This is a genomic window from Streptococcus lutetiensis (genome assembly GCF_900475675.1).
GTDB lineage: Bacteria > Bacillota > Bacilli > Lactobacillales > Streptococcaceae > Streptococcus > Streptococcus lutetiensis.
The window spans coordinates 1396287-1416726 of sequence record NZ_LS483403.1 but is presented as its reverse complement, the minus strand read 5'-3'; the positions used below and the strand labels follow the sequence as shown (position 1 = coordinate 1416726).

Sequence of the window (20440 nt, the reverse complement as noted above, 5' to 3'; positions counted from 1 at the left end):
CTTCCTGATGTTTTAATTTATGAATTATTTACGGTGACGTTGTTTACCAGCGTTACGGTTACTTTTCTTAGGTTTGTTAAGTTGAGTAGTTGCAGCGGCAGGTGTAACGTCTTTACGTTTAGTTGATTTGTATGTTTTTGGAGGATTCTTTTCAAATTCTTCAGCGATTTGTTTACGAAGTTTTGGTTTAATGATAAACATTGTAATCAATTGTTGAATGATTGAGAAGAAACCACCGACCAACCAGTAAAGGAGAACACTTGCTGGCATGCTCATACCGAAGAAGACCATCATGAGCGGCATCACGTACATTGTTCCTTTCATGGCAGCACGTTGTTCTTCAGCGACCGCTTGCATTGATAACCATGATTGGAAGAAGTAGAGGATAGCGATAACAGCTGTTAGTGGCATGCTACGGCTTCCAAGGTCAATACCCAGGAAAGTACTTTCAGAAACACCTTGTGTGTATTGAGCGGCAAAGTACATAGCTGAGAAGAATGGCATTTGGACAAGAAGTGGAAGACATCCCATACCGCCAAGCATGTTAATGCCATTTTCTTTTTGCGCAGCCATTAATTCTGTTTGGGCAGCTAATTTTTCTTCTTGAGTAGTTGCATTGCGCATTCGTTCGTTGATTGGTGCAAAGATTGGTTTTAAGTAAGCCATCTTTTCTGATTGGTAACTTGCTTTCCATGATTGGTAAAGTCCAAGCGGAAGAATGATACAACGAACAATGATTGTTACTAAGATAATAGCTAAGCCAAATCCAAGGTCCATGTTATTGGCAAAATGTTGGATAAGTTTTGCCATTGGTTCACCAAGCACATGCCAAATAGTCCCTGTTGGGTTACCATGTGAATCTTGGCTGACACAACCACTTAGTAAGAACAATAACGATAAGCTTAGTCCTGAAAAGAGGACGCGATTTAGTTTCTTTTTCAATTGATTGTTTCCTTTTATTATAATACCCTATTATTTTACTGTTTTTTCTGTATTTTCTCAATACGTCTGTAGTCTTATTTATAGAATTAGTTGGCAATTTGAAAATCAGTATAGTCTTTAAAATTAGCCATTTTGACATCGACGTAGGTTACTTTTGCCCATTTAGATGGTCCTTTGCGAATTTCTTGAATAAATTTTGCCATTTTAGCGGAATCATCGGATTGGGCGAGGATTTCAACGGTGCCATCATCATTATTCCAAACGCGACCGTAAATATCACCTAGACTTTGAGCAAGGGCGAAAGTCGAATAACGAAAACCCACTCCTTGAACTCGGCCTGAGACAATTAGACGAACTTTTTTCATCTCACTTTCCTCCTTATAAATACTTGTTAATTTTATCTAGTTTTATTATAACATAAGCAGTTTATGACTGCTTATGTTATAATAGGCATAAAGTTAAAAAAGAATAGTTAAGTAAGATTACTGATTAATGATTACTGGAATTGGTAGTTGTTAACTAAAAAATTAGTGAGGAATATATGTCCGAAAAACGTCCAAGACTTGAAGATGTAGCTGCTTTGGCGGGTGTTTCCAAAACAACTGTTTCCAGAGTTTTAAATAATAGGGGATACTTAAGTAAAGAAACAATTCAAAAAGTTAATGACGCAATGAAAGAAATAGGCTATCAGCCAAATATTATTGCACGACAATTCTATACACAAAAGACTAACTTAGTCGGACTTATCTTCCCTACTATTAATAATCCATTCTTTGCGCAACTAGAAGCTGAAATGGAACTTCTTTTGTACAAAAAAGGATATAAAGTTTTAATTGGTAATTCACAAAATGATCCAGATAAAGAAGAAGATTATTTGAATCAATTACTGAGTCATCAGGTTGATGGTTTAATTGTTGGGGCGCATAACCAGGGGTTAAGTGAGTATCAAAACAGAAACTTACCAATTGTTTCTATTGATAGAATTATGAATGAGGATATTCCTGTTATTTCTTCGGATAATTACCAAGGTGGGAGGATAGCTACAGAAAAACTAATTTCTGCTGACTGTCAGTATATTGTACATACTAATGGTCCTATAGAATTACAGACACCAGCTCAGAAGCGTCGTATTGGTTATGAAGATACCATGATAGAACATGGATTGACACCGATAACTTATCATCTTGACTTTAATATTAGTCAGGAAGAAAAAAGGGAGCGTCTACGTCACATTTTTGTAGAACATCCGGAAGTTGATGGTATTTTTGCATCTAATGATACTGATGCAGCTATTTTGTTATCTTTAGCACAAGAATTTGACCGTAATGTTCCAAATGATTTAAAAATTATTGGATATGATGGCGCAGATATGGCACGCTTATTACTCCCTCATCTTTCGACTATTCAGCAGCCTATCAATGAGATGGCTGAACTAGCAGTAACCATTTTAGATAATCGGATTAATGGTAAAGGTGACGAAGCCACTTCATATACATTACCGGTGAAACTGATTGAAGGTAAAACTTGTTAAATATAAGCAGAAGTAATTAATATTTTTTACAACAGACTCTACATTCTATTTATATGAGAATGTAGAGTTTTTTGCTTGTTTTTACAAGTATATAAAATGTCACATTATTCCTAAAATAATAAGTTAGTATTTGGGTTAAGTCAATGGTGCTACTGGCTAATATTTTTTTGCAAAATATATATATCAACCGGTTGACATATAAAAATGTAAGCGTTATAATATAAATAACTTCTAGAGGAAAACAATTACATTATATGTTAACCGGTTGATATAAAAAGAGGATAATTATGAATGAAATGACTGTTACTAACCAGCGTTATCGCCTGAACTATCATTTAATGGCCAAATCAGGATGGATTAATGATCCTAATGGTTTATCATATTTTAAGGGGTATTACCATATCTTTTATCAATATTATCCATATGACTCTGAGTGGGGGCCAATGCATTGGGGACATGCTAGAAGTAAAGATTTGGTTCATTGGGAAACACTACCAGTTGCTTTAACACCAGGAGCAAGCGAAGATGGCTGCTTTTCAGGTAGTGCGATTGAGTATGATGGAAAATTATGGTTGATTTATACTGGTCACCATTATACTGATCCAACAGATCAAGAACAATTTTATGAAGATCAGAATCTTGCCTACAGTACTGATGGTATCCATTTTAAAAAATATGAAGGTAACCCTGTTTTGAGAACACCTGTCGGTAACACCAAACATTTTAGAGATCCAAAAGTTTGGCAAGATAGTGATAATTTCTATATGGTTTTGGGAAGTCAAGAGGAGAATGGATTAGGTAGAGCGTTGCTATATCGTTCTAAAAATTTAATTGATTGGGAATTTATTTCAGTATTATCACAAGCTATCGATTGTGATAGAGAAGGTTTTATGTGGGAATGTCCAGATTTCTTCAGATTAAATGGAGAAGATGTTTTACTAATGTCTCCACAAGGAGTTCAAGAAGATGGCGATAAATACCGTAACCTGAATCAGACAGGCTATTTACTTGGACAATTAGATGACAACAATGGTGTCTTCCATCGTGGGAAGTTTTTCGAGATTGATAATGGTCATGATTTCTATGCAACTCAAACTTTACTGACATCAGATGGACGTCGTGTTATGATAGCTTGGATGAATGCCTGGGATTCTCCGATGTATGAAAAAGAAGATGGTTGGGCAGGAGCTTTAACATTACCAAGAGAATTGGTTATTCGTGATGGTCGACTTTGTCAGTTGCCAATTAAAGAATTAAAAACTTTGCGCGAAAAGATATTATTTGATGGAAAACTTGAAAAAGATGTACCTTATACTTTAGAAGATAGCAGTGAAATTATTATTGATGCTCAACATATTAATTCTGGTCAATTCTTAAGTCTTTTTGATGGTAGTAATAGTTTAAAAATATCCATTGATCGTGATGGTGATCGAATTATTTTAAATCGAACAACTACTGATGGTGAACGTGTCGCTCATATGTCATTATCTGATAGCTTGTCTTTACATATCTATGTAGATAGTAGCTCTGTTGAAATTTTCGTGAATCAAGGAAGTGTCACTTTTACAGAAAGGATGTATTGGCAGGATAAAATTAACCTAAGGCTGTTAGCAGACTGTGATAATCAATCATGTATCTATCAATTGGAAAGAAATGCAAATAGTTACTAAGATTTAAGAGGTAAATTATGAGTAATTTTAAAAAGTATACTGCTAATCCGTTTTATATGAGCAATTCCTTGATGATTCTTTTATTCTTTACAGGTTGGGGAATTTGGTGGTCATTTTTTCAAATTTGGTTAACAACTAAGCAAGGTTTTTCAGGAACACAAGTTGGAACAATCTATTCTTTCAATTCAGCTATAACATTGATTTTAATGTTTGTGTATGGTTCACTACAGGATAAGCTTGGAATTAAAAAAAATCTATTAATTTTTTGTGTTTCTTGTGAAGTATTTTTAGGTCCTTTCTTTACTTGGGTTTATGTTCCTCTATTAAAAAGTAATTTTATTGTCGGTGCTTTAATTGGTTCTATTTACCTTTCAGTAGCTTTTCTTGCTGCTTCACCAACTTTTGAAGCTTTAGCAGAACGAATGAGTCGTCGTTTTGGTTTTGAATATGGTCAAGCACGCGCATGGGGATCTTTTGGCTATGCTGTTGCGGCTTTAATCGCAGGCTTCATGTTTACACTAAATGCCTATTTGATTTTTTGGATTGGTTCAGTATTTTCAATTGTATTATTACTTGTTTTGCTTTTTATTAAACCAGAAAATGACACAGTTATCGTTACAAAATATGAAAGTAAATCTAATAACCAAGATGTCAATAATTCACCATCGCTACTAGAAATTTTGAGTGTGTTCAAGATGCCTGATCTTTGGAAAATTGTTATTTTCATCAGCATGAGTTGGACTTTCTATACTGTTTTTGATCAACAAATGTTTCCTGAATTCTTCACTACATTCTTTGGAACAGAAACAGCAGGTCAACAAGCTTATGGTGTTCTTAATTCTTTAGAAGTATTCTTAGAATCAATTATGATGGGAATTATTCCAATTATGATGAGAAAGACAGGGGTTCGTAAAAGTCTATTGATTGGATTAGTTATTATGGTTCTACGTATTGGTGGCTGTGGTTTGGTAACTAATCCTCTTGGTGTATCAATCATTAAGCTTTTACATGCTCCAGAAACTGCAATTTTTATTCTTGCAATGTTCCGTTATTTTACCCTACACTTTGATACGCGTATTTCGACGACACTTTATATGGTAGGGTTTCAAATTGCTGCACAAGTTGGACAGATTATTTTTTCAACGCCATTTGGATTATTACATGATAAAATTGGCTATCAACCAACTTTCTTAATTGTGGCAGGTATTGTATTCATTTCTGCGATATATGCTTTCTTTGTTTTAAAAAAGGACGATCAAGATGTTTATGGACAACCTTTGGAAATAAATTAAACACTACACTAAATCTCCTATTTAGGAGATTTTTTGTTATAATGTAAACATGCAAGTAGTTATAACCTCTAAATCAAATAATCTCATTAAAAAGACTAAAAAATTATTGAAAAAAAAATACCGCGAACATTCTTACTTGATTGAAGGATGGCACTTGTTTGAGGAAGCGCAAAAAGCTGGCGCTGACTTCTTAAATATTTTTGTCCTTGAAGAGCTTTCAGACCGTGTTGAAGGCTTAGCGCATGTGACTTATGTGACGCCTGAGGTATTAAAAGAATTAACAGACTCTAAGACACCACAAGGTATTATCGCGGAAGTGGTGATGCCAAACTTGCCACTAGCTGATTTGAAAGCTGGTCGCTACTTGGTATTAGAAGATGTTCAAGACCCAGGAAATGTGGGAACGATGATTCGTACAGCAGATGCTGCTGGTTTGGACGGTGTTTTGATTTCAGAAAAATCAGCTGATATTTACAATCAAAAAACGCTACGTTCCATGCAGGGGAGCCATTTTCATTTACCGATTTGGCGTACTAATGTGTATGAGGCTTGTCAGAAGTTACAAAATCTTGATGTGCCGCTGATTGCCACAACACTTTCCAAAGAGTCTGTGTCTTACAAGACCATTGAGTACAATGGAAATTTTGTGCTTGTCATGGGAAATGAAGGAAATGGCATTTCAGAGCAAATGACAAAACAAGCTGATATCTTGGCGCACATCATTATGCCTGGGCAAGCAGAAAGTTTAAATGTTGCTGTGTCAACAGGAATTCTCCTTTTTCAGTTGATTTAATTTGAAAATTGCGGTGCAGGAAAAGTAATTTTTGAGAACGTATTTTCAGTTTAATTTAAGGTCATATGCTATAATTAGAGCGAAAGAAGGTGATTCTGCATGGAAGCATATAAAAAAGATAAAGAGTTTATGGAGCTTGTTGGTCATCTTATCCAACACCCTCGTTTTCAAAAATTAGGTAATATTCCACAGCATCACTATTCGACACGTATGGAACATTCTATTAATGTGGCTTATACGAGCTACAAGATTGCCAAAAAAATTGGTTGGGATGAAAAATCCACGGCGCGAGGAGGACTTTTACACGATTTCTTTTATTACGATTGGCGAGAAACCAAGTTTAATAAGGGTCATGCGTGGGTACATCCAAGAATTGCCGTTCGAAACGCTAGAAAATTAACGACTTTAAATAAGCGTGAAGAAGATATCATTTTAAAACACATGTGGGGGGCAACGATTGCTCCGCCGCGTTATAAAGAAGGTTACATTGTGACGATGGTTGATAAGTATTGGGCTGTCAAAGAAGCCATTACACCATTTCGCAATCGTTTTGGTAAGAAAAGACGCTACAGCCGTAAGATTTTACCAAGTAACCATCGTTAATGGATAGAATTTATCAGGAAGGGAGATTCTTTTGAATCAGAACGATATTATTTACACACAGACCGATAGTGGTTTGAATCGCTTTTTTGCTAAAATTTATGGATTAGTTGGTATGGGAATCGGCTTGTCAGCCTTTGTCTCATTCTTGATGCTTTATGTCTTTACTGACAATATGATTAATATCATGACTAATCACCCATTTATTTATTATGGTGCAGTTTTCTTAGAGTTGGCTTTGGTTTTCTTAGCTAGCGGTGCTGCTCGTAAAAATACACCATCTGCTTTGCCTTTGTTTTTATTTTATTCAGCTCTGAATGGCTTTACGTTAAGTTTCATCATTGTTGCTTACACACAAACAACAGTTTTACAAGCCTTTGTCTCATCTGCCTTAGTCTTTGGTGTGATGTCAGTCCTTGGTTTTGTCATTAAAAAAGATTTGTCTGGCTTTGCAAAAGCAGCCTTGGCAGCTTTGATTGGTATCATCATTGCAAGCTTTGTCAATATTTTTGTTGGCTCAGGGATGATGAGCTTTGTTATCAGTATTATTTCAGTATTGATTTTCTCAGGGCTTATCGCTTATGACAATCAAATGATTAAGCGTGTTTATGAAGCGACAGGTGGTCAAGTTGGTGATGGCTGGGCTATTTCAATGGCACTTAGTCTTTACCTTGACTTTATCAACTTATTCTTGAATTTGCTTCGCTTGTTCGGAAGAGATGATCAATGAATTAACTAGTGCAACTTTGTTTGCACTAGTTTTTTTGTTTTTCAGGCCAAGGTCATTGGTCATTTCTTGTCTTTATGTTATAATAGTCCTAATATTTTGAAAATTAGAGGAATTAATTATGAAAACACCATTTATTTCAGCCAAAGAGCTTCAAAACATTACGAATGAATTTCCAACGCCATTTCACCTTTACGATGAAAAAGGGATTCGTGAAAAGGCTCGCGCTTTGAACAAAGCCTTTGCTTGGAATAAAGGGTTTAAGGAATATTTTGCCGTAAAAGCAACTCCAACACCAGCTATCTTGAAAATTTTACAAGAGGAAAATTGCGGGGTGGATTGTGCGACAGAAGTGGAACTTTTGATGAGCCACAAGCTTGGTTTTACTGATATTATGTTCTCATCAAATGATACGCCAGCGCGTGAATTCAAGTACGCTAGAAAAATTGGGGCAACCATTAACCTTGATGCGTATGAACATATTGCCTTTTTAAAAGAAGTGGCAGGATTACCAGATACTGTGTCACTTCGATACAATCCGGGTGGTGTTTTCTCGCTTGGAACTGATATTATGGATAATCCTGAAGAATCAAAATTTGGGATGACTAAAGACCAGTTGATTCAAGGCTTCAAAGATTTGAAAGCAGAAGGGGTCAAAAACTTCGGTATCCATTCATTCCTTGCTTCAAACACAGTGACTAATGATTACTACCCAGAATTAGCCCGTCAGTTATTTGAATTAGCTGTTGAAGTGAAAGAAAAAACTGGCGTTGTGATTAACTTTATCAATTTATCTGGTGGGGTCGGAGTCAATTATCGTCCAGAACAAAAAGCTAATGATATTGCGGCGATTGGTGAAGGGGTCCACCGTGTTTTTGATGAGGTATTGGTTCCTGCTGGACTTGGTGAGGTGAAAATCTTTACTGAACTTGGTCGCTTCATGTTAGCGCCACATGGTTTGCTTGTAACCAAAGTTCGCCACCGCAAACAAACGTATCGCACATACATTGGGGTTGATGCATCAGCCGTTAACTTGATGCGTCCAGCCATGTACGATGCTTACCATTACATCACAAACATGACCAATCCAAATGGAAAACTTGAAGTGGTCGACGTGGTTGGCTCTCTTTGTGAAAATAACGATAAATTTGCTAAACAGCGTGAATTGCCTGAGGCGCGTGTTGGTGATACCTTGGTTATCCATGATACAGGAGCACATGGCTTTTCAATGGGGTATCAGTACAATGGTCGCTTACGCTCAGCTGAAATTCTTTACCAAGAAGATGGCAGTGGACGCTTAATCCGCCGTGCCGAAACGCCAGAAGACTATTTTGCAACCATTAAAGGATTTGATTTTGAATAAGTTATAAGAGCAGTTAGCTAAGGACAACAGATGGCCTTTAGTTAGCTGTTTTTTTTATTAAGAAAAAGCTTTCAAGAATTTGTAAACTCTTTCCATTTTTGCTATAATAAATTATGTAAAAAACTTAGGAGAAAATATTCATGACAACATTTCTTTGGATTTTGTTAGTTTTGGTTGCTTTGTTTGGTGGCCTTGTTGGTGGTGTTTTTATCGCTCGTAAACAGTTTGAAAAGGAAATCGGTGAACACCCACGCTTGACGCCTGATGCGATCCGTGAAATGATGAGCCAAATGGGTCAAAAACCTAGTGAAGCAAAAATTCAACAAACGTACCGTAACATTATCAAACAATCAAAAGCAGCTGCAGCAAAAGCTAAAAAATAATCTTTACGCTTTGGTTTGAAAAATGCTAAAGGCGGATGACTTATTGTTTGATAGTTTTTGACCTTACATACAAGTCAGTCTTTAACAAATGTTTTCGAGCACAGAGCTCAGAAATGAATGACTCAGTTGGCTCACCAACTGGGTTTTTTCTAAGTCTAATTCCCTTATTAGAAAGAAGATTCTATGGATAATGGACCAATTGGTTTTTTAGATTCTGGAGTTGGTGGTTTAACAGTTGTACGTGAATTAATGCGTCAACTACCACATGAAGAAATTGTATATATTGGAGACTCAGCAAGAGCTCCTTACGGTCCTAGACCTGCTGAACAAATTAGAGAATACACTTGGGAATTGGTTAATTTCTTGTTAACTAAAAATGTTAAGATGATTGTCTTTGCTTGTAATACAGCGACAGCAGTTACTTGGAAAGAAGTTAAAGAAAAACTTGATATTCCTGTTCTTGGTGTTATTTTACCAGGTTCTAGTGCCGCGATTAAATCGACACGTAACGGTAAAATTGGGATTATCGGAACTCCGATGACCATTAATTCAGAAGTTTATCCTGAAAAGATAAAATCATTATCTCCAAAAATGGAAGTTAGCGGTTTAGCTTGTCCCAAGTTTGTTCCAATCGTTGAGTCAAATGAAATGGGGTCAAGTGTTGCTAAAAAAGTTGTTTATGAAAGTTTAGCACCGCTTGTTGGCAAAGTTGACACATTGGTTCTTGGATGTACTCATTACCCACTACTTCGTCCAATCATTCAAAATGTGATGGGACCGAATGTTAAACTCATTGATAGTGGTGCTGAATGTATTCGAGATGTGTCAGTATTATTAAATTACTTTGAAATTAATCATAGTCGCACGGAAAATGCTGTTGATCACCATTTCTACACGACAGCAAGTAGTCAGCGTTTTAAAGAAATTGCGGTGAACTGGCTAGGAACTGACATTGATGTGCAACATGTTGATTTGGAAAAGTTGAGCAAATAGAAATGAGATGGTAATAAATGGCTGATAAAATTTATGAGTATAAAGATAAAGAAAATTGGTTCCTTGGTGAGTGGGGTGGCTTCAATGCCATTTCAGGTCTTGGAAATGTCTGCGGTGACGAGCTTTATGAATTGAGCCAACAAGTTGCAAAACTTGTTGCAAGCAAATGCTGTGGCAAATGTCACGGACACGGTGAAGATGGCTGCCATAAAGATGAATTCAACGGCTACAACGTCACTGTTGTTAAAAAATCATCTGATTTTCAATTGATTCGCTTTGTTGTTGGCATGATTAATGAAGAAACTAATCGTCATTTAGAAGTGCAACAACGTGCGAGTGCAGTTGTGGTTACTGAGGGTGACCAATTGTTATTCGTGCATCTACCTGAAGATGGTGTTGCTGCGTCAGACTTTTTTGGAAAATCATCTGAAAATGCTTTTGGTGATACCATTTTGATTGCTACACGCAATGAAGGTAAAACCAAAGAATTTTGTAAAATGTTTGATCAACTAGGTATCAAAGTTGAAAACCTAAACAACCACCCAGAATTGCCTGAAGTGGAAGAAACTGGAATGACCTTTGAAGAAAATGCACGCTTGAAAGCAGAAACGATTTCAAAATTAACTGGAAAAATGGTTCTTGCTGATGATTCTGGCTTGAAAGTTGATGTTCTTGGTGGTCTTCCTGGTGTATGGTCAGCTCGTTTCTCTGGTCCAGATGCCACAGACGAATCAAATAATGCTAAATTACTTCACGAATTAGCAATGGTATTTGATATGAAAGACCGCTCAGCGCAATTCCACACAACACTTGTAGTTGCTGCACCAGATAAAGAAAGTCTGGTTGTTGAAGCTGATTGGCCTGGCTACATTGCTATGGAAGCAAAAGGTGACAATGGCTTTGGTTATGACCCACTATTTTTAGTTGGTGAAACTGGACGTCACGCTGCTGAACTGACAGCAGATGAAAAAAATGAAATCTCACATCGTGGGTTGGCTGTTAAGAAATTAATGGAGGCATTCCCAGTATGGAAAGCAGAACAATAATTGTAATGAGCGATTCTCACGGTGATCGTGAGATTGTTAGCAATATTAAACAACGTTATCAAGGAGAAGTTGATGCCATTTTCCATAATGGTGATTCTGAGCTACCAAGTTCAGATCCTATTTGGGATGGTATCAAAGTGGTTCGTGGTAATTGTGATTATGATACTGGGTATCCTGAAAGATTGACAACTTATCTTGACGATATTGTCATAGCACAGACTCACGGACACCTTTATAACATTAATTTTACATGGGATAGATTAGATTTATTTGCTCAAGAAGAAGATGCAGATATTTGCCTTTATGGGCACTTGCATCGTGCAGCTGCTTGGCGTAATGGTAATACTGTTTTTATCAATCCAGGTAGTGTTCTCCAACCTCGTGGTGACGTTAAAGAAAAGCTTTATGCGAAAGTAATTATCACTAAAGACAAGATTAAGGTTGATTTTTACACACGTGACCACAAACTCTATCCGGCACTTTCAAAGGAATTTGACAGATGATAGCAAAAGAATTTGAAGAATTTCTTCTTAGCCATTTGGATCATTACTTGGTTCCGGCAGAAGATTTGGCGATTTTTATTGATACGCATAATTCAGACCACGCCATGTTGCTTTTAGCTAATAATGGTTATTCACGTGTTCCTGTTATCACCAAAGATAAAGAATACGTTGGGACTATCAGCATTGCTGACATTATGTCTTATCAAGCTAATAATCAATTGACCGATTGGGAATTGGCTCAGACTGATATTGGCAAGATGGTTAATACCAAATTACAAACCATTAGTAATACTTCAAGCTTAACGGATATTATGCATTTGTTAGTGGACTATCCCTTTTTGCCAGTCTTAGATAAAAATAACCACTTCCTAGGCATTATTACACGTAAATCGATTCTAAAGGCTGTTAATAGTCTCTTACACGATTTCACTGATTATTATACGATTACCCCGAAAGATGATTGATTTTATCCAAGAATTTATTGACAGTAAGTCTCTCTCAGAGAATTCTAGAAATGCTTATTTTTATGATTTGCAGCAGTTTGTTGAGGCTGTTGATGGCAAGGTCAGTAAAGAAAAGCTGGCGCTTTATGAGCATTCTTTAGCTTCTTTAAAAACGTCAGGCAAAAAGCGTAAGATTTCAGCAGTCAATCAGTTTTTGTATTTTTTATATGATACTGAGCGCTTAGATCGTTTTTATAAATTAAGCAATAAAGAAAAATTGACCACGAAACCGGTTAGTAAGGAGTTGCTGGATTATTCGGCTTTTTATCAAGAAAGTTCTTATCAAGCTGGTCAGTTAATTGCGCTTTTGATGATTGAACTGGGCTTGTCGTCTAGTGACCTTCAAGGGTTAAAAGTTGCTGATTTGGATAGGACTTTTGCTGTTTTGCGCGTGCAAAAAGTTGGCTTGGTCAGAGTGCTAGAAGTTCCTGCAAAATTGCTTGATTACATGACTGCCAATTTGTCTGAAGAACAGATCTATCTTTTTGATAATCAAGGTAAATCTTATTCAAGACAATGGTTCTTCAATCAATTAAAAGCATTTTTGGCTTCTTTAGGTCTGGAAGACTTATCAGCGCAGGACATGCGCCATCAATATGTTTTACATCAAAAAGCAGCAGGAAAATCTTTATTAGAAGTTAGTCGCAATTTAGGGCTTAAGAGTCCAGTGACTTTAGAGAAATTTTATAACTGATGGATATTAAATTAAAAGATTTTGAAGGGCCTCTGGATTTGCTTTTGCACTTCGTCTCTAAATATCAGATGGATATTTACGATGTTCCAATCGTGGAAGTTATCGAGCAGTATTTGGCTTATATTTCAACCTTACAAGCCATGAAATTAGAAGTGGCAGGTGAATATATGGTTATGGCCAGTCAGCTCATGCTGATTAAAAGCCGTAAGCTACTTCCAAAAATTGTTGAAGCAGAGTCAGAAGAAGATGATCCTGAACAAGAATTGTTGACACAAATCGAAGAATATCGTCGCTTCAAGGCGATTAGTGAGGAAATGTCAGCCCAGCACGATGAACGTGCTAAATTTTACTCAAAACCAAAACAAGAATTAATTTTTGAAGATGCGGTTTTAGCTCATGACAAGACGATTATGGATCTTTTCTTGTCATTTTCACATGTTATGGCTGAAAAGCAAAGAGAATTGAAAAATAGTCATACGGTTGTTGAGCGTGATGATTATCGTATTGAAGACATGATGACGGTTATTTCAGAACGTCTCAGTCAGTCTAAAAAACTTGTTTTGAACAAGATTTTCAAAGAATGTCAATCTATTCCAGAGATGATTACCTTATTTTTGGCGACTTTAGAATTGATTAAAGTCCATGAGGTGGAAGTAGAACAAGAGGAAAACTTTGGAGATATTGTTTTACAAAGTGTTAGTTGAGTGGATGAAAACTGATAACCCTTGGTAAACAAACTTAAGAAAGGAAGTTATATGAACTATTTAGCTCAGATTGAAGCTCTTCTTTTTGTAGCAGGTGAAGAAGGCCTGAGCTTACGTCATTTGGCTAGTATGGTTAATTTAACGCCAACGGCGCTCCAACAACAATTGGAAAAATTAACACAAAAATACGAAGCTGACGAATCATCAAGTCTTTGTTTGATTGAGACAGCAGGTTGTTATAAAATTGTGACCAAAGAAATTTTTGCTGATTTGCTTCGTGATTTTGCAAAAGCTCCAGTCAATCAAAGTTTATCACGTGCCAGTTTGGAAGTTTTATCCATTATTGCTTACAAACAACCGATAACACGTATTGAAGTTGATGATATCCGTGGTGTTAATTCTAGCAGTGCTATCAGTAAATTAATGGCTCTAGGTTTAATTTGCGAAGCTGGTAAAAAAGAAGTAATTGGTCGACCAAATCTTTATGCGACAACGAATTATTTCCTAGATTTTATGGGAATCAATGACCTAAGTGAGCTGATTGACGTGTCAAATATCGAAGTGGTTGATGAAGAAATGACCCTTTTTGAAGAGCCAAAATTAGCCCAAGAAGAAACAGAACTCGCTAAAACTGACGAAATGATGTAAAATAGCTAAAAAGCAGTTAAAGGAAAGAATATGAGAATTAATAAATACATTGCCCATGCGGGAATTGCCAGCCGTCGTAAAGCTGAAGATTTGATTAAAAGAGGTTTGGTAACCATCAACGGTAAAGTTGTCACAGAACTAGCTACAACGGTTAAAGCTGGTGATGTTGTTGAAGTTGAAGGGACACCAATCTATAACGAAGAAAAAGTTTATTACCTTCTTAATAAACCTCGTGGTGTGATTTCAAGTGTATCAGATGACAAAGGCCGTAAAACGGTTGTTGACTTGCTACCAAATGTTACAGAACGTATCTACCCTGTTGGACGTTTGGACTGGGATACCACTGGACTTTTGATTTTGACAAATGATGGTGATTTCACAGATGAAATGATTCACCCACGTAATGAAATTGACAAAGTCTACTTAGCTCGTGTTAAAGGACTTGCGACAAAAGAAAATCTTCGTCCATTGACACGTGGTGTTGTTATCGATGGCAAAAAGACAAAACCAGCTCGCTACAATATCATTAAGGTAGATCCTGAGAAAAATCGTTCAGTGGTTGAATTAACCATTCATGAAGGACGCAATCACCAAGTTAAGAAAATGTTCGAATCAGTTGGACTTTTGGTAGATAAATTGTCTCGTACGAACTTTGGAACTTTGGATCTATCAGGACTTCGCCCAGGTGAATCACGTCGTTTGAGTAAAAAAGAAATCAGCCAGTTACATAATTTAGCTGTTAACAAACAAAAATGATAAAAAAACTTCTTATTGCGCTTGTTAAATGGTATCAAAAACGGATTTCCCCCATTACCCCTCCATCATGTCGCTATCGACCAAGCTGTTCGTATTACATGATTGTGGCGATTGAAAAGCATGGGCTAAAGGGTGTCATTATGGGAGTGGCAAGGATTTTGCGTTGCCATCCCTTTGTAGAAGGTGGGGATGATCCAGTGCCTGATTATTTTACGCTTCGACGCAATAAAGATTATCGTAAAAAGAAAGAGGAAAGCTAAGCTTTCCTCTTTTTGTGTATTAATATTTAGACCATGTTTTTGGAATGAAGAGGAGCAGCATTGGGTAAATTTCCAAGCGTCCTGCAATCATGGCAAATGACATGAGTAATTTTGAAAATGGACTAAAGATGGCAAAGGTTTGGCTTGTGCCGAGCATTGGTCCGATGTTGTTAAAGGTTGATGTTGCTGCGCTGACAACAACCATAAAGTTATTATTATCAAGCGATAACATCAAGGTCAATCCTAGAAGTAAGAAAACATAAAGCGTCAAATACTTAAGGACACCGTGTTGAATTTCCTTATCAAGTGGTTGCTCGTTGATATGAATAGTCATGATACGGTGTGGATAAAGGGTTGAGAGCACTTGATTTCTTGCGATTTTAGTTAGAATAAGCGTACGCATGACCTTAATCCCACCAGCGGTTGATCCAGCAGATCCACCGACAAACATGAGAAAGAGCAGGATAACCTGAGCAAACAAAGGCCAAACGGTCAAATCGGTCACTCCAAATCCTGTTGTTGTCATGACGTTAGCCACTTCAAATAATGAATTTTCCAAAGCTTTTCCAGTACTTGGATAAAGGCCACTAACATTCAACCAGATTAGGGCTGTTGCAATCATAACAATCCCAATATAAGTTCTTAGTTCTTCGTCTTTAAAGAATGCTTTAAACTTGCGAAGTAATAAGAAGTAGTACAGGTTAAAGTTAATCCCAAAAAGGAGTACAGCAATTGAGACAATATTTGTGATTAGTGAACTGTTGTAATGAGCAATCGAATCATTATAGACTCCAAAACCACCAGTACCAGCACAGCCCATTGCTGTGATGACACTGTCAAAGGCAGGCATGCCAGCTACCATTAAAATAACTACTAAAATAGCAAACATGCTGAGGTAAATGACATAAAGGATTTGCGCTGTTTCTTTCAACTTAGAAACCACTTTACCAAAGACAGGACCAGGTACCTCAGCACGCATAACTTCTAAGTGGCTATTTTTACTATTTTCCATAATGGCTAGTGCAAACACCAATACCCCCATACCACCGATAAGGTGGGCGAAACTTCGCCAGAAGAGTAGTGAGTGTGATAGTACGGCAACATCAGGTACAATAGTGGCACCAGTTGTGGTAAATCCAGAAACCATTTCAAAGAAAGCATCAATGATACTTGGAATTTGTCCTGAAAGTACAAACGGCAGCGCTCCAAAGAATGACCAAAGTATCCAACATAGAGCAACAATTAAGAGTCCCTCTTTGGTGTAAACATGGTAATTTTTTGGCTTGAAAGCAACTCCAAGAAGTCCAATGATGACAAGCATTCCAATCGTGATGACCAGGCTGTTAATCACGCGTATATCTTCATGATAAATGAAAGCCACAATCACAGGTATCAACATCAAAGAGGCTTCAATCAAGAGCAGTTTTGAAAGGAGGTAACGAACCATACTTTTATTCATAACTTACCTCGCTAACAAATCATAGATGCGCGTGATGTTTTTCAAGAAGGTTACGACGACAATCTTATCACCAACTTCAAAGACATCCTCACCAGTTGGATAAATGGTTTTACCTTTGCGGATAATCGCAGCAATCAGAATATTTTCTTTGAATTTCAGTGATGAGAGACTCTTGCCTGCCATTTTATTATTTTCACGAATTTCAAATTGTAAGGTCTCGATACGACCATTAGCAACGTGGTGCATGGCATCAAGGTTTGAGTCTTGGGCATTCACACGACCACGAATGAAGTGCATCATGCTATCAACCGCAATACTTTTTGGTGTGATAATACTTGAAAATTGGCTAGTGTCGATAATTTCAAGCAAGCTAGTACGGTTGACTTTGGTGATATTTTTTCGTACGCCAAGTGTTTCAAGGAACATGGAAGTGATGATGTTTTCTTCATCTACCCCAGTTAGTGTTGCGACCGCATCAAAGTTTTCTACACATTCTTCTAGGAGTACACTCTTGGCTGTACCGTCACCTTGAACGACATGGACGTTTGGAAAGTCTTGGCTGAACATCTGAGCTTGCTCAGGATTATTTTCAATGACCTTAAGATTCATCTTAGTGTTCTTAAGGATGTTGAGCAAGTAGTATGCAATTCGTCCAGCACCAATAATCATCATGTTTTTGATAGATTTGGTTTTTACAGAATTGTGGAAAAGAATCATGTCAATACGATTTCCTGTAACGAAAATCTTATCAGCAGTTTGTAGTGTTGCATCCCCATCAGGAATGATTAATTTTCCACGACGTTCGATAGCACAGATAACTATGTTGCCGAATTTTTTACGGAACTGGCTTAAACTCATGTGGCAAAGTTTACTGCCATCAGAAATCACAAATTCCATCAGCATGACACGTCCATTGACAAAGTGCTCAACAGAAAGGGCATTTGGAAAGTCAACAGTATTAGCAATATAACGTGCAGTTAACAATTCTGGATTGACCACCAAAGAAAAGCCAAGAAAATTCTTATCTTTGAAATAAGTATTTGAGTATTCTGGATTACGAACACGGACAACCGTTTCTTTAGCGCCCATTTGTTTGGCAAGAACAGCTGAAATCATATTAACTTCGTCTTTATCAGTCAGAGCAATAAAGATATCGCAGTTAGCAACATCAGCTTGCTCAAGGATTTTAAAGTTAGCACCATTACCAACGATTCCCATAATATCGTGACGTTTGGTAATATTTTTTAAAACAGCTTCTTTTTCTTCAATTAAGACGACATTGTGTTTTTCTTCAACAAGAGAGCGACAAAGTGCGGTACCAACCTTACCTCCGCCGACAACAATTATTTTCATTTTAACCTCCGAAATGTATCGTATCTATATTACTCTATTTTTCCTAAAAATACTAGCCATTCTAACTGCTGACAAGGGATTAAGCTTGATTTATCAAAGCTAACAATGATTGTTAAAATTAGGTTACAAATCATCAAAACGCTTGCGAAATATCAGTGAGAGAACTATAATGAGTCGTTATCTAATTTTAGGGAGAAATTTCAATGCTTGAAAAGTTACGAAATGTTTTTATTGGTAATCGCCTGGAATCAGCTGGCGAGACTGATGAGGATCATCTGCTATCCAAATCACAAGCTTTGGCCATGTTGTCTAGCGATGCCCTTTCATCTATTGCTTATGGTCCAGAACAAGTTATCTTAGTTTTGACAACTATTTCTGCGGCGGCAATTTGGTGGTCTTTACCAATTGGACTTTTGGTTTTGGTATTGTTAGCAAGCCTAACGATTTCTTACCAACAAGTTATCCATGCTTACCCTAAGGGTGGCGGTGCCTACATGGTATCTACGGAAAATTTATCACCAAGTATGGGATTAATTGCGGGTGGTAGTTTGTTGGTTGACTATATGTTGACAGTAGCTGTTTCGGTGTCATCTGGTGCCGATGCTATTACATCAGCTTTTCCAGCCATTAAGGAATTTAATTTAGAAATTTCGATTGTTCTGGTTTTGGCTTTAATGTTTATGAATTTACGTGGTTTGCGCGAATCGGCAAAATCTTTGATGATTCCAGTTTATTTGTTCATTGTAAGTATTTTATTCTTGATTGCATATGGTGCTTTTCAAATTCTGACTGGGCATTTGGCTTATACGGCAACAGCACACATTGGTAAAGTGGTTCCAGGAGTGTCTATTATTCTTTTGCTGAGAGCTTTTACCAGCGGTTCAGCTTCATTGACTGGTGTTGAAGCTATTTCAAATGCGGTGCCATTTTTCAAGAAACCAAAAGAAAAAAATGCAGCTGGCACCCTTGCCATCATGTCACTAATTCTTGGAATTATGTTTGCAGGAATTACATTCCTAAATTATTGGTTGGGAATTACACCATCAGCTCATGTAACCATTTTGGCTCAAATTGCGCAACGTATCTTTGGTGATTCAACAATCGGAAATGCTTTGTTCTACATTTTCCAATTATCAACAGCCTTAATCTTGGCGGTTGCTGCAAATACTGGCTTTTCCGCCTTTCCAATGTTATCTTTCAACATGGCTAAGAACAAATACATGCCTCACCTCTTTATGGAAAAAGGGGCACGTCTTGGCTATTCAAATGGTATCATTACCCTAGCAGTTGGGGCAATTGCGCTTCTTTGTATCTTTAACGGTTCAACTGAGCGTCTTATTCCGCTTTATACCATTGGGGTATTTGTCCCATTTGCCCTTTCACAAACGGGGATGATCATTCACTGGAAACGCAAATTTGGTCAAGGCTATTTGAAACATTCTGTGGCTAATATCTTGGGAGCAATTATTTGTTACCTCATCATTTTGATTTTATTGATTTTTAGAATTGGTGAAATCTGGCCATTCTTCCCAATCATCTTTGTCTTGATGTTCTTGTTCCATTCTATTAAGAATCACTACAAGAATGTTGCTATGCAACTTCGTTTGACAGATGATGTTAAGAATATCCATTATGATGGTAATACGGTTTTGATTTTGGTCGGCAATATGACACAAGCAAGTATTCGTGCTATCAACTATGCTAAAAGCATTGGACAAACGGTTGTTGCCATGCACGTATCAACCTTGGAAACACGTGAAAAAGACTTAGAAGTTGAAGAAGAATTCAAACACTATTTCCCAGATGTTACCTTTGTCAATATTGAATCAAACTACCGTGATATTGTGAAACCAACTATGATGTTTGTTCAAAAAATGAATCATGAAGCTAAGAAAAATAATCACACTATGACGGTTATTATTCCAAAATTCATTCCAAAACACAGTTGGCAAAACATACTTCACAACCAAATGAGCCTACGTATCCGTGCGCGTTTACGTTGGTATGAAGACATTATCATTGCAACTTATTCATATCATTTGAAGAAATAATAAATGTTTAAGAAGCCTTTCATATCAAGGCTTCTTTTAATTTTGTAAAAGAAAAGGCTTACATCGAAAAAGCCGTAAAAACATGACATTTTCGCGTCAAATACGTTGACTTTGCATGTTAAAGTGTTATAATAATTTATAAGAATTCGTTAGTTTAAATCAAACCTGT

General features: G+C 36.9%; 22 protein-coding genes. 18 read left to right on the top strand and 4 right to left on the bottom strand.

Annotated features, from left to right (window positions below; genetic code table 11):
* Positions 1-24: 24 nt before the first annotated feature.
* Both yidC and DQN23_RS07130 read right to left on the bottom strand, forming a co-directional pair.
* Positions 25-942: a membrane protein insertase YidC gene (gene yidC, locus DQN23_RS07135; RefSeq protein WP_020917346.1), complete on the bottom strand. Its 918-nt coding sequence runs from the start codon at positions 940-942 to the stop codon at positions 25-27.
* Positions 943-1028: 86 nt separating this feature from the next.
* Entirely contained in the window at positions 1029-1307 is a 279-nt protein-coding gene (locus tag DQN23_RS07130) for an acylphosphatase (RefSeq protein ID WP_020917345.1), read from the bottom strand.
* A 176-nt stretch (positions 1308-1483) separates the two neighbouring features.
* Between DQN23_RS07130 and DQN23_RS07125 the strand changes: the two genes are divergently transcribed.
* The 17 genes from DQN23_RS07125 to yidD all read left to right on the top strand — a co-directional run bounded on the left by DQN23_RS07125 (position 1484) and on the right by yidD (position 15408).
* Positions 1484-2473: a LacI family DNA-binding transcriptional regulator gene (locus DQN23_RS07125; protein ID WP_020917344.1), complete on the top strand. Its 990-nt coding sequence runs from the start codon at positions 1484-1486 to the stop codon at positions 2471-2473.
* Between the two features lie 287 nt (positions 2474-2760).
* Positions 2761-4143: a glycoside hydrolase family 32 protein gene (locus DQN23_RS07120; protein ID WP_111712970.1), complete on the top strand. Its 1383-nt coding sequence runs from the start codon at positions 2761-2763 to the stop codon at positions 4141-4143.
* 17 nt (positions 4144-4160) lie between these two features.
* The gene (locus tag DQN23_RS07115) at positions 4161-5435 is read left to right on the top strand and encodes an oligosaccharide MFS transporter (RefSeq protein ID WP_111712969.1); all 1275 of its coding nucleotides are present in this window, start codon (positions 4161-4163) and stop codon (positions 5433-5435) included.
* A gap of 49 nt (positions 5436-5484) precedes the next feature.
* Positions 5485-6228 (top strand): TrmH family RNA methyltransferase, encoded by a 744-nt coding sequence (locus tag DQN23_RS07110; protein ID WP_020917341.1) that lies wholly within the window; start codon positions 5485-5487, stop codon positions 6226-6228.
* A 99-nt stretch (positions 6229-6327) separates the two neighbouring features.
* Positions 6328-6831 (top strand): HDIG domain-containing metalloprotein, encoded by a 504-nt coding sequence (locus tag DQN23_RS07105; RefSeq protein ID WP_020917340.1) that lies wholly within the window; start codon positions 6328-6330, stop codon positions 6829-6831.
* Positions 6832-6862: 31 nt separating this feature from the next.
* Positions 6863-7558, top strand: a complete 696-nt coding sequence (locus DQN23_RS07100; protein ID WP_020917339.1) for a Bax inhibitor-1/YccA family protein — start codon at positions 6863-6865, stop codon at positions 7556-7558.
* 118 nt (positions 7559-7676) lie between these two features.
* Entirely contained in the window at positions 7677-8918 is a 1242-nt protein-coding gene (locus DQN23_RS07095) for a diaminopimelate decarboxylase (protein WP_020917338.1), read from the top strand.
* Positions 8919-9058: 140 nt separating this feature from the next.
* Positions 9059-9301: a YneF family protein gene (locus tag DQN23_RS07090; protein ID WP_006532899.1), complete on the top strand. Its 243-nt coding sequence runs from the start codon at positions 9059-9061 to the stop codon at positions 9299-9301.
* A 183-nt stretch (positions 9302-9484) separates the two neighbouring features.
* On the top strand, positions 9485-10294 hold the full coding sequence (gene racE, locus DQN23_RS07085; RefSeq protein ID WP_111712968.1) for a glutamate racemase: 810 nt from the start codon (positions 9485-9487) through the stop codon (positions 10292-10294).
* A gap of 17 nt (positions 10295-10311) precedes the next feature.
* Positions 10312-11340, top strand: coding sequence for a nucleoside-triphosphate diphosphatase (locus DQN23_RS07080; RefSeq protein ID WP_111712967.1), 1029 nt, complete (start codon positions 10312-10314; stop codon positions 11338-11340).
* A complete protein-coding gene (locus tag DQN23_RS07075) occupies positions 11322-11843 on the top strand; it encodes a metallophosphoesterase (protein WP_020917335.1) in 522 nt (173 codons plus the stop codon). The genes DQN23_RS07080 and DQN23_RS07075 overlap by 19 nt, the downstream gene beginning before the upstream one ends.
* A complete protein-coding gene (gene cbpB, locus DQN23_RS07070) occupies positions 11840-12307 on the top strand; it encodes a cyclic-di-AMP-binding protein CbpB (protein ID WP_020917334.1) in 468 nt (155 codons plus the stop codon). The genes DQN23_RS07075 and cbpB overlap by 4 nt, the downstream gene beginning before the upstream one ends.
* Positions 12300-13040, top strand: a complete 741-nt coding sequence (xerD, locus tag DQN23_RS07065; protein ID WP_020917333.1) for a site-specific tyrosine recombinase XerD — start codon at positions 12300-12302, stop codon at positions 13038-13040. The genes cbpB and xerD overlap by 8 nt, the downstream gene beginning before the upstream one ends.
* Complete coding sequence (locus DQN23_RS07060) at positions 13040-13744, top strand: segregation/condensation protein A (protein WP_020917332.1); 705 nt, start codon at positions 13040-13042, stop codon at positions 13742-13744. Before xerD ends, DQN23_RS07060 begins: the two co-directional genes overlap by 1 nt.
* 51 nt (positions 13745-13795) lie before the next feature.
* On the top strand, positions 13796-14392 hold the full coding sequence (gene scpB / locus DQN23_RS07055) for an SMC-Scp complex subunit ScpB (RefSeq protein WP_020917331.1): 597 nt from the start codon (positions 13796-13798) through the stop codon (positions 14390-14392).
* Between the two features lie 30 nt (positions 14393-14422).
* Positions 14423-15148 (top strand): pseudouridine synthase, encoded by a 726-nt coding sequence (locus DQN23_RS07050; RefSeq protein ID WP_003066095.1) that lies wholly within the window; start codon positions 14423-14425, stop codon positions 15146-15148.
* Entirely contained in the window at positions 15148-15408 is a 261-nt protein-coding gene (gene yidD / locus DQN23_RS07045) for a membrane protein insertion efficiency factor YidD (RefSeq protein ID WP_043895289.1), read from the top strand. Before DQN23_RS07050 ends, yidD begins: the two co-directional genes overlap by 1 nt.
* Before the next feature lie 19 nt (positions 15409-15427).
* Here yidD and DQN23_RS07040 read toward each other — a convergent pair whose 3' ends face one another.
* On the bottom strand, positions 15428-16867 hold the full coding sequence (locus DQN23_RS07040; RefSeq protein WP_003066091.1) for a TrkH family potassium uptake protein: 1440 nt from the start codon (positions 16865-16867) through the stop codon (positions 15428-15430).
* Between the two features lie 3 nt (positions 16868-16870).
* Positions 16871-18220, bottom strand: coding sequence for a Trk system potassium transporter TrkA (gene trkA / locus DQN23_RS07035; protein WP_003066088.1), 1350 nt, complete (start codon positions 18218-18220; stop codon positions 16871-16873).
* A gap of 203 nt (positions 18221-18423) precedes the next feature.
* On the opposite strand from trkA, the gene DQN23_RS07030 reads away from it, so the two are divergent.
* Complete coding sequence (locus DQN23_RS07030; RefSeq protein WP_020917330.1) at positions 18424-20271, top strand: APC family permease; 1848 nt, start codon at positions 18424-18426, stop codon at positions 20269-20271.
* The last annotated feature ends 169 nt before the right edge of the window (positions 20272-20440 follow it).

Excerpts from the sequence above, each read along its gene's own strand:
- DQN23_RS07120 (WP_111712970.1), top strand. The coding sequence starts at position 2,761 with ATGAATGAAATGACTGTTACTAACCAGCGTTATCGCCTGAACTATCAT.
- DQN23_RS07050 (WP_003066095.1), top strand. The coding sequence starts at position 14,423 with ATGAGAATTAATAAATACATTGCCCATGCGGGAATTGCCAGCCGTCGT.
- xerD (WP_020917333.1), top strand. The coding sequence starts at position 12,300 with ATGATTGATTTTATCCAAGAATTTATTGACAGTAAGTCTCTCTCAGAG.
- DQN23_RS07060 (WP_020917332.1), top strand. The coding sequence starts at position 13,040 with ATGGATATTAAATTAAAAGATTTTGAAGGGCCTCTGGATTTGCTTTTG.
- DQN23_RS07090 (WP_006532899.1), top strand. The coding sequence starts at position 9,059 with ATGACAACATTTCTTTGGATTTTGTTAGTTTTGGTTGCTTTGTTTGGT.
- DQN23_RS07075 (WP_020917335.1), top strand. The coding sequence starts at position 11,322 with ATGGAAAGCAGAACAATAATTGTAATGAGCGATTCTCACGGTGATCGT.
- scpB (WP_020917331.1), top strand. The coding sequence starts at position 13,796 with ATGAACTATTTAGCTCAGATTGAAGCTCTTCTTTTTGTAGCAGGTGAA.
- DQN23_RS07040 (WP_003066091.1), bottom strand. The coding sequence starts at position 16,867 with ATGAATAAAAGTATGGTTCGTTACCTCCTTTCAAAACTGCTCTTGATT.
- DQN23_RS07110 (WP_020917341.1), top strand. The coding sequence starts at position 5,485 with ATGCAAGTAGTTATAACCTCTAAATCAAATAATCTCATTAAAAAGACT.
- DQN23_RS07095 (WP_020917338.1), top strand. The coding sequence starts at position 7,677 with ATGAAAACACCATTTATTTCAGCCAAAGAGCTTCAAAACATTACGAAT.
- DQN23_RS07125 (WP_020917344.1), top strand. The coding sequence starts at position 1,484 with ATGTCCGAAAAACGTCCAAGACTTGAAGATGTAGCTGCTTTGGCGGGT.
- DQN23_RS07115 (WP_111712969.1), top strand. The coding sequence starts at position 4,161 with ATGAGTAATTTTAAAAAGTATACTGCTAATCCGTTTTATATGAGCAAT.
- DQN23_RS07030 (WP_020917330.1), top strand. The coding sequence starts at position 18,424 with ATGCTTGAAAAGTTACGAAATGTTTTTATTGGTAATCGCCTGGAATCA.
- cbpB (WP_020917334.1), top strand. The coding sequence starts at position 11,840 with ATGATAGCAAAAGAATTTGAAGAATTTCTTCTTAGCCATTTGGATCAT.
- DQN23_RS07130 (WP_020917345.1), bottom strand. The coding sequence starts at position 1,307 with ATGAAAAAAGTTCGTCTAATTGTCTCAGGCCGAGTTCAAGGAGTGGGT.
- trkA (WP_003066088.1), bottom strand. The coding sequence starts at position 18,220 with ATGAAAATAATTGTTGTCGGCGGAGGTAAGGTTGGTACCGCACTTTGT.
- DQN23_RS07105 (WP_020917340.1), top strand. The coding sequence starts at position 6,328 with ATGGAAGCATATAAAAAAGATAAAGAGTTTATGGAGCTTGTTGGTCAT.
- DQN23_RS07080 (WP_111712967.1), top strand. The coding sequence starts at position 10,312 with ATGGCTGATAAAATTTATGAGTATAAAGATAAAGAAAATTGGTTCCTT.
- racE (WP_111712968.1), top strand. The coding sequence starts at position 9,485 with ATGGATAATGGACCAATTGGTTTTTTAGATTCTGGAGTTGGTGGTTTA.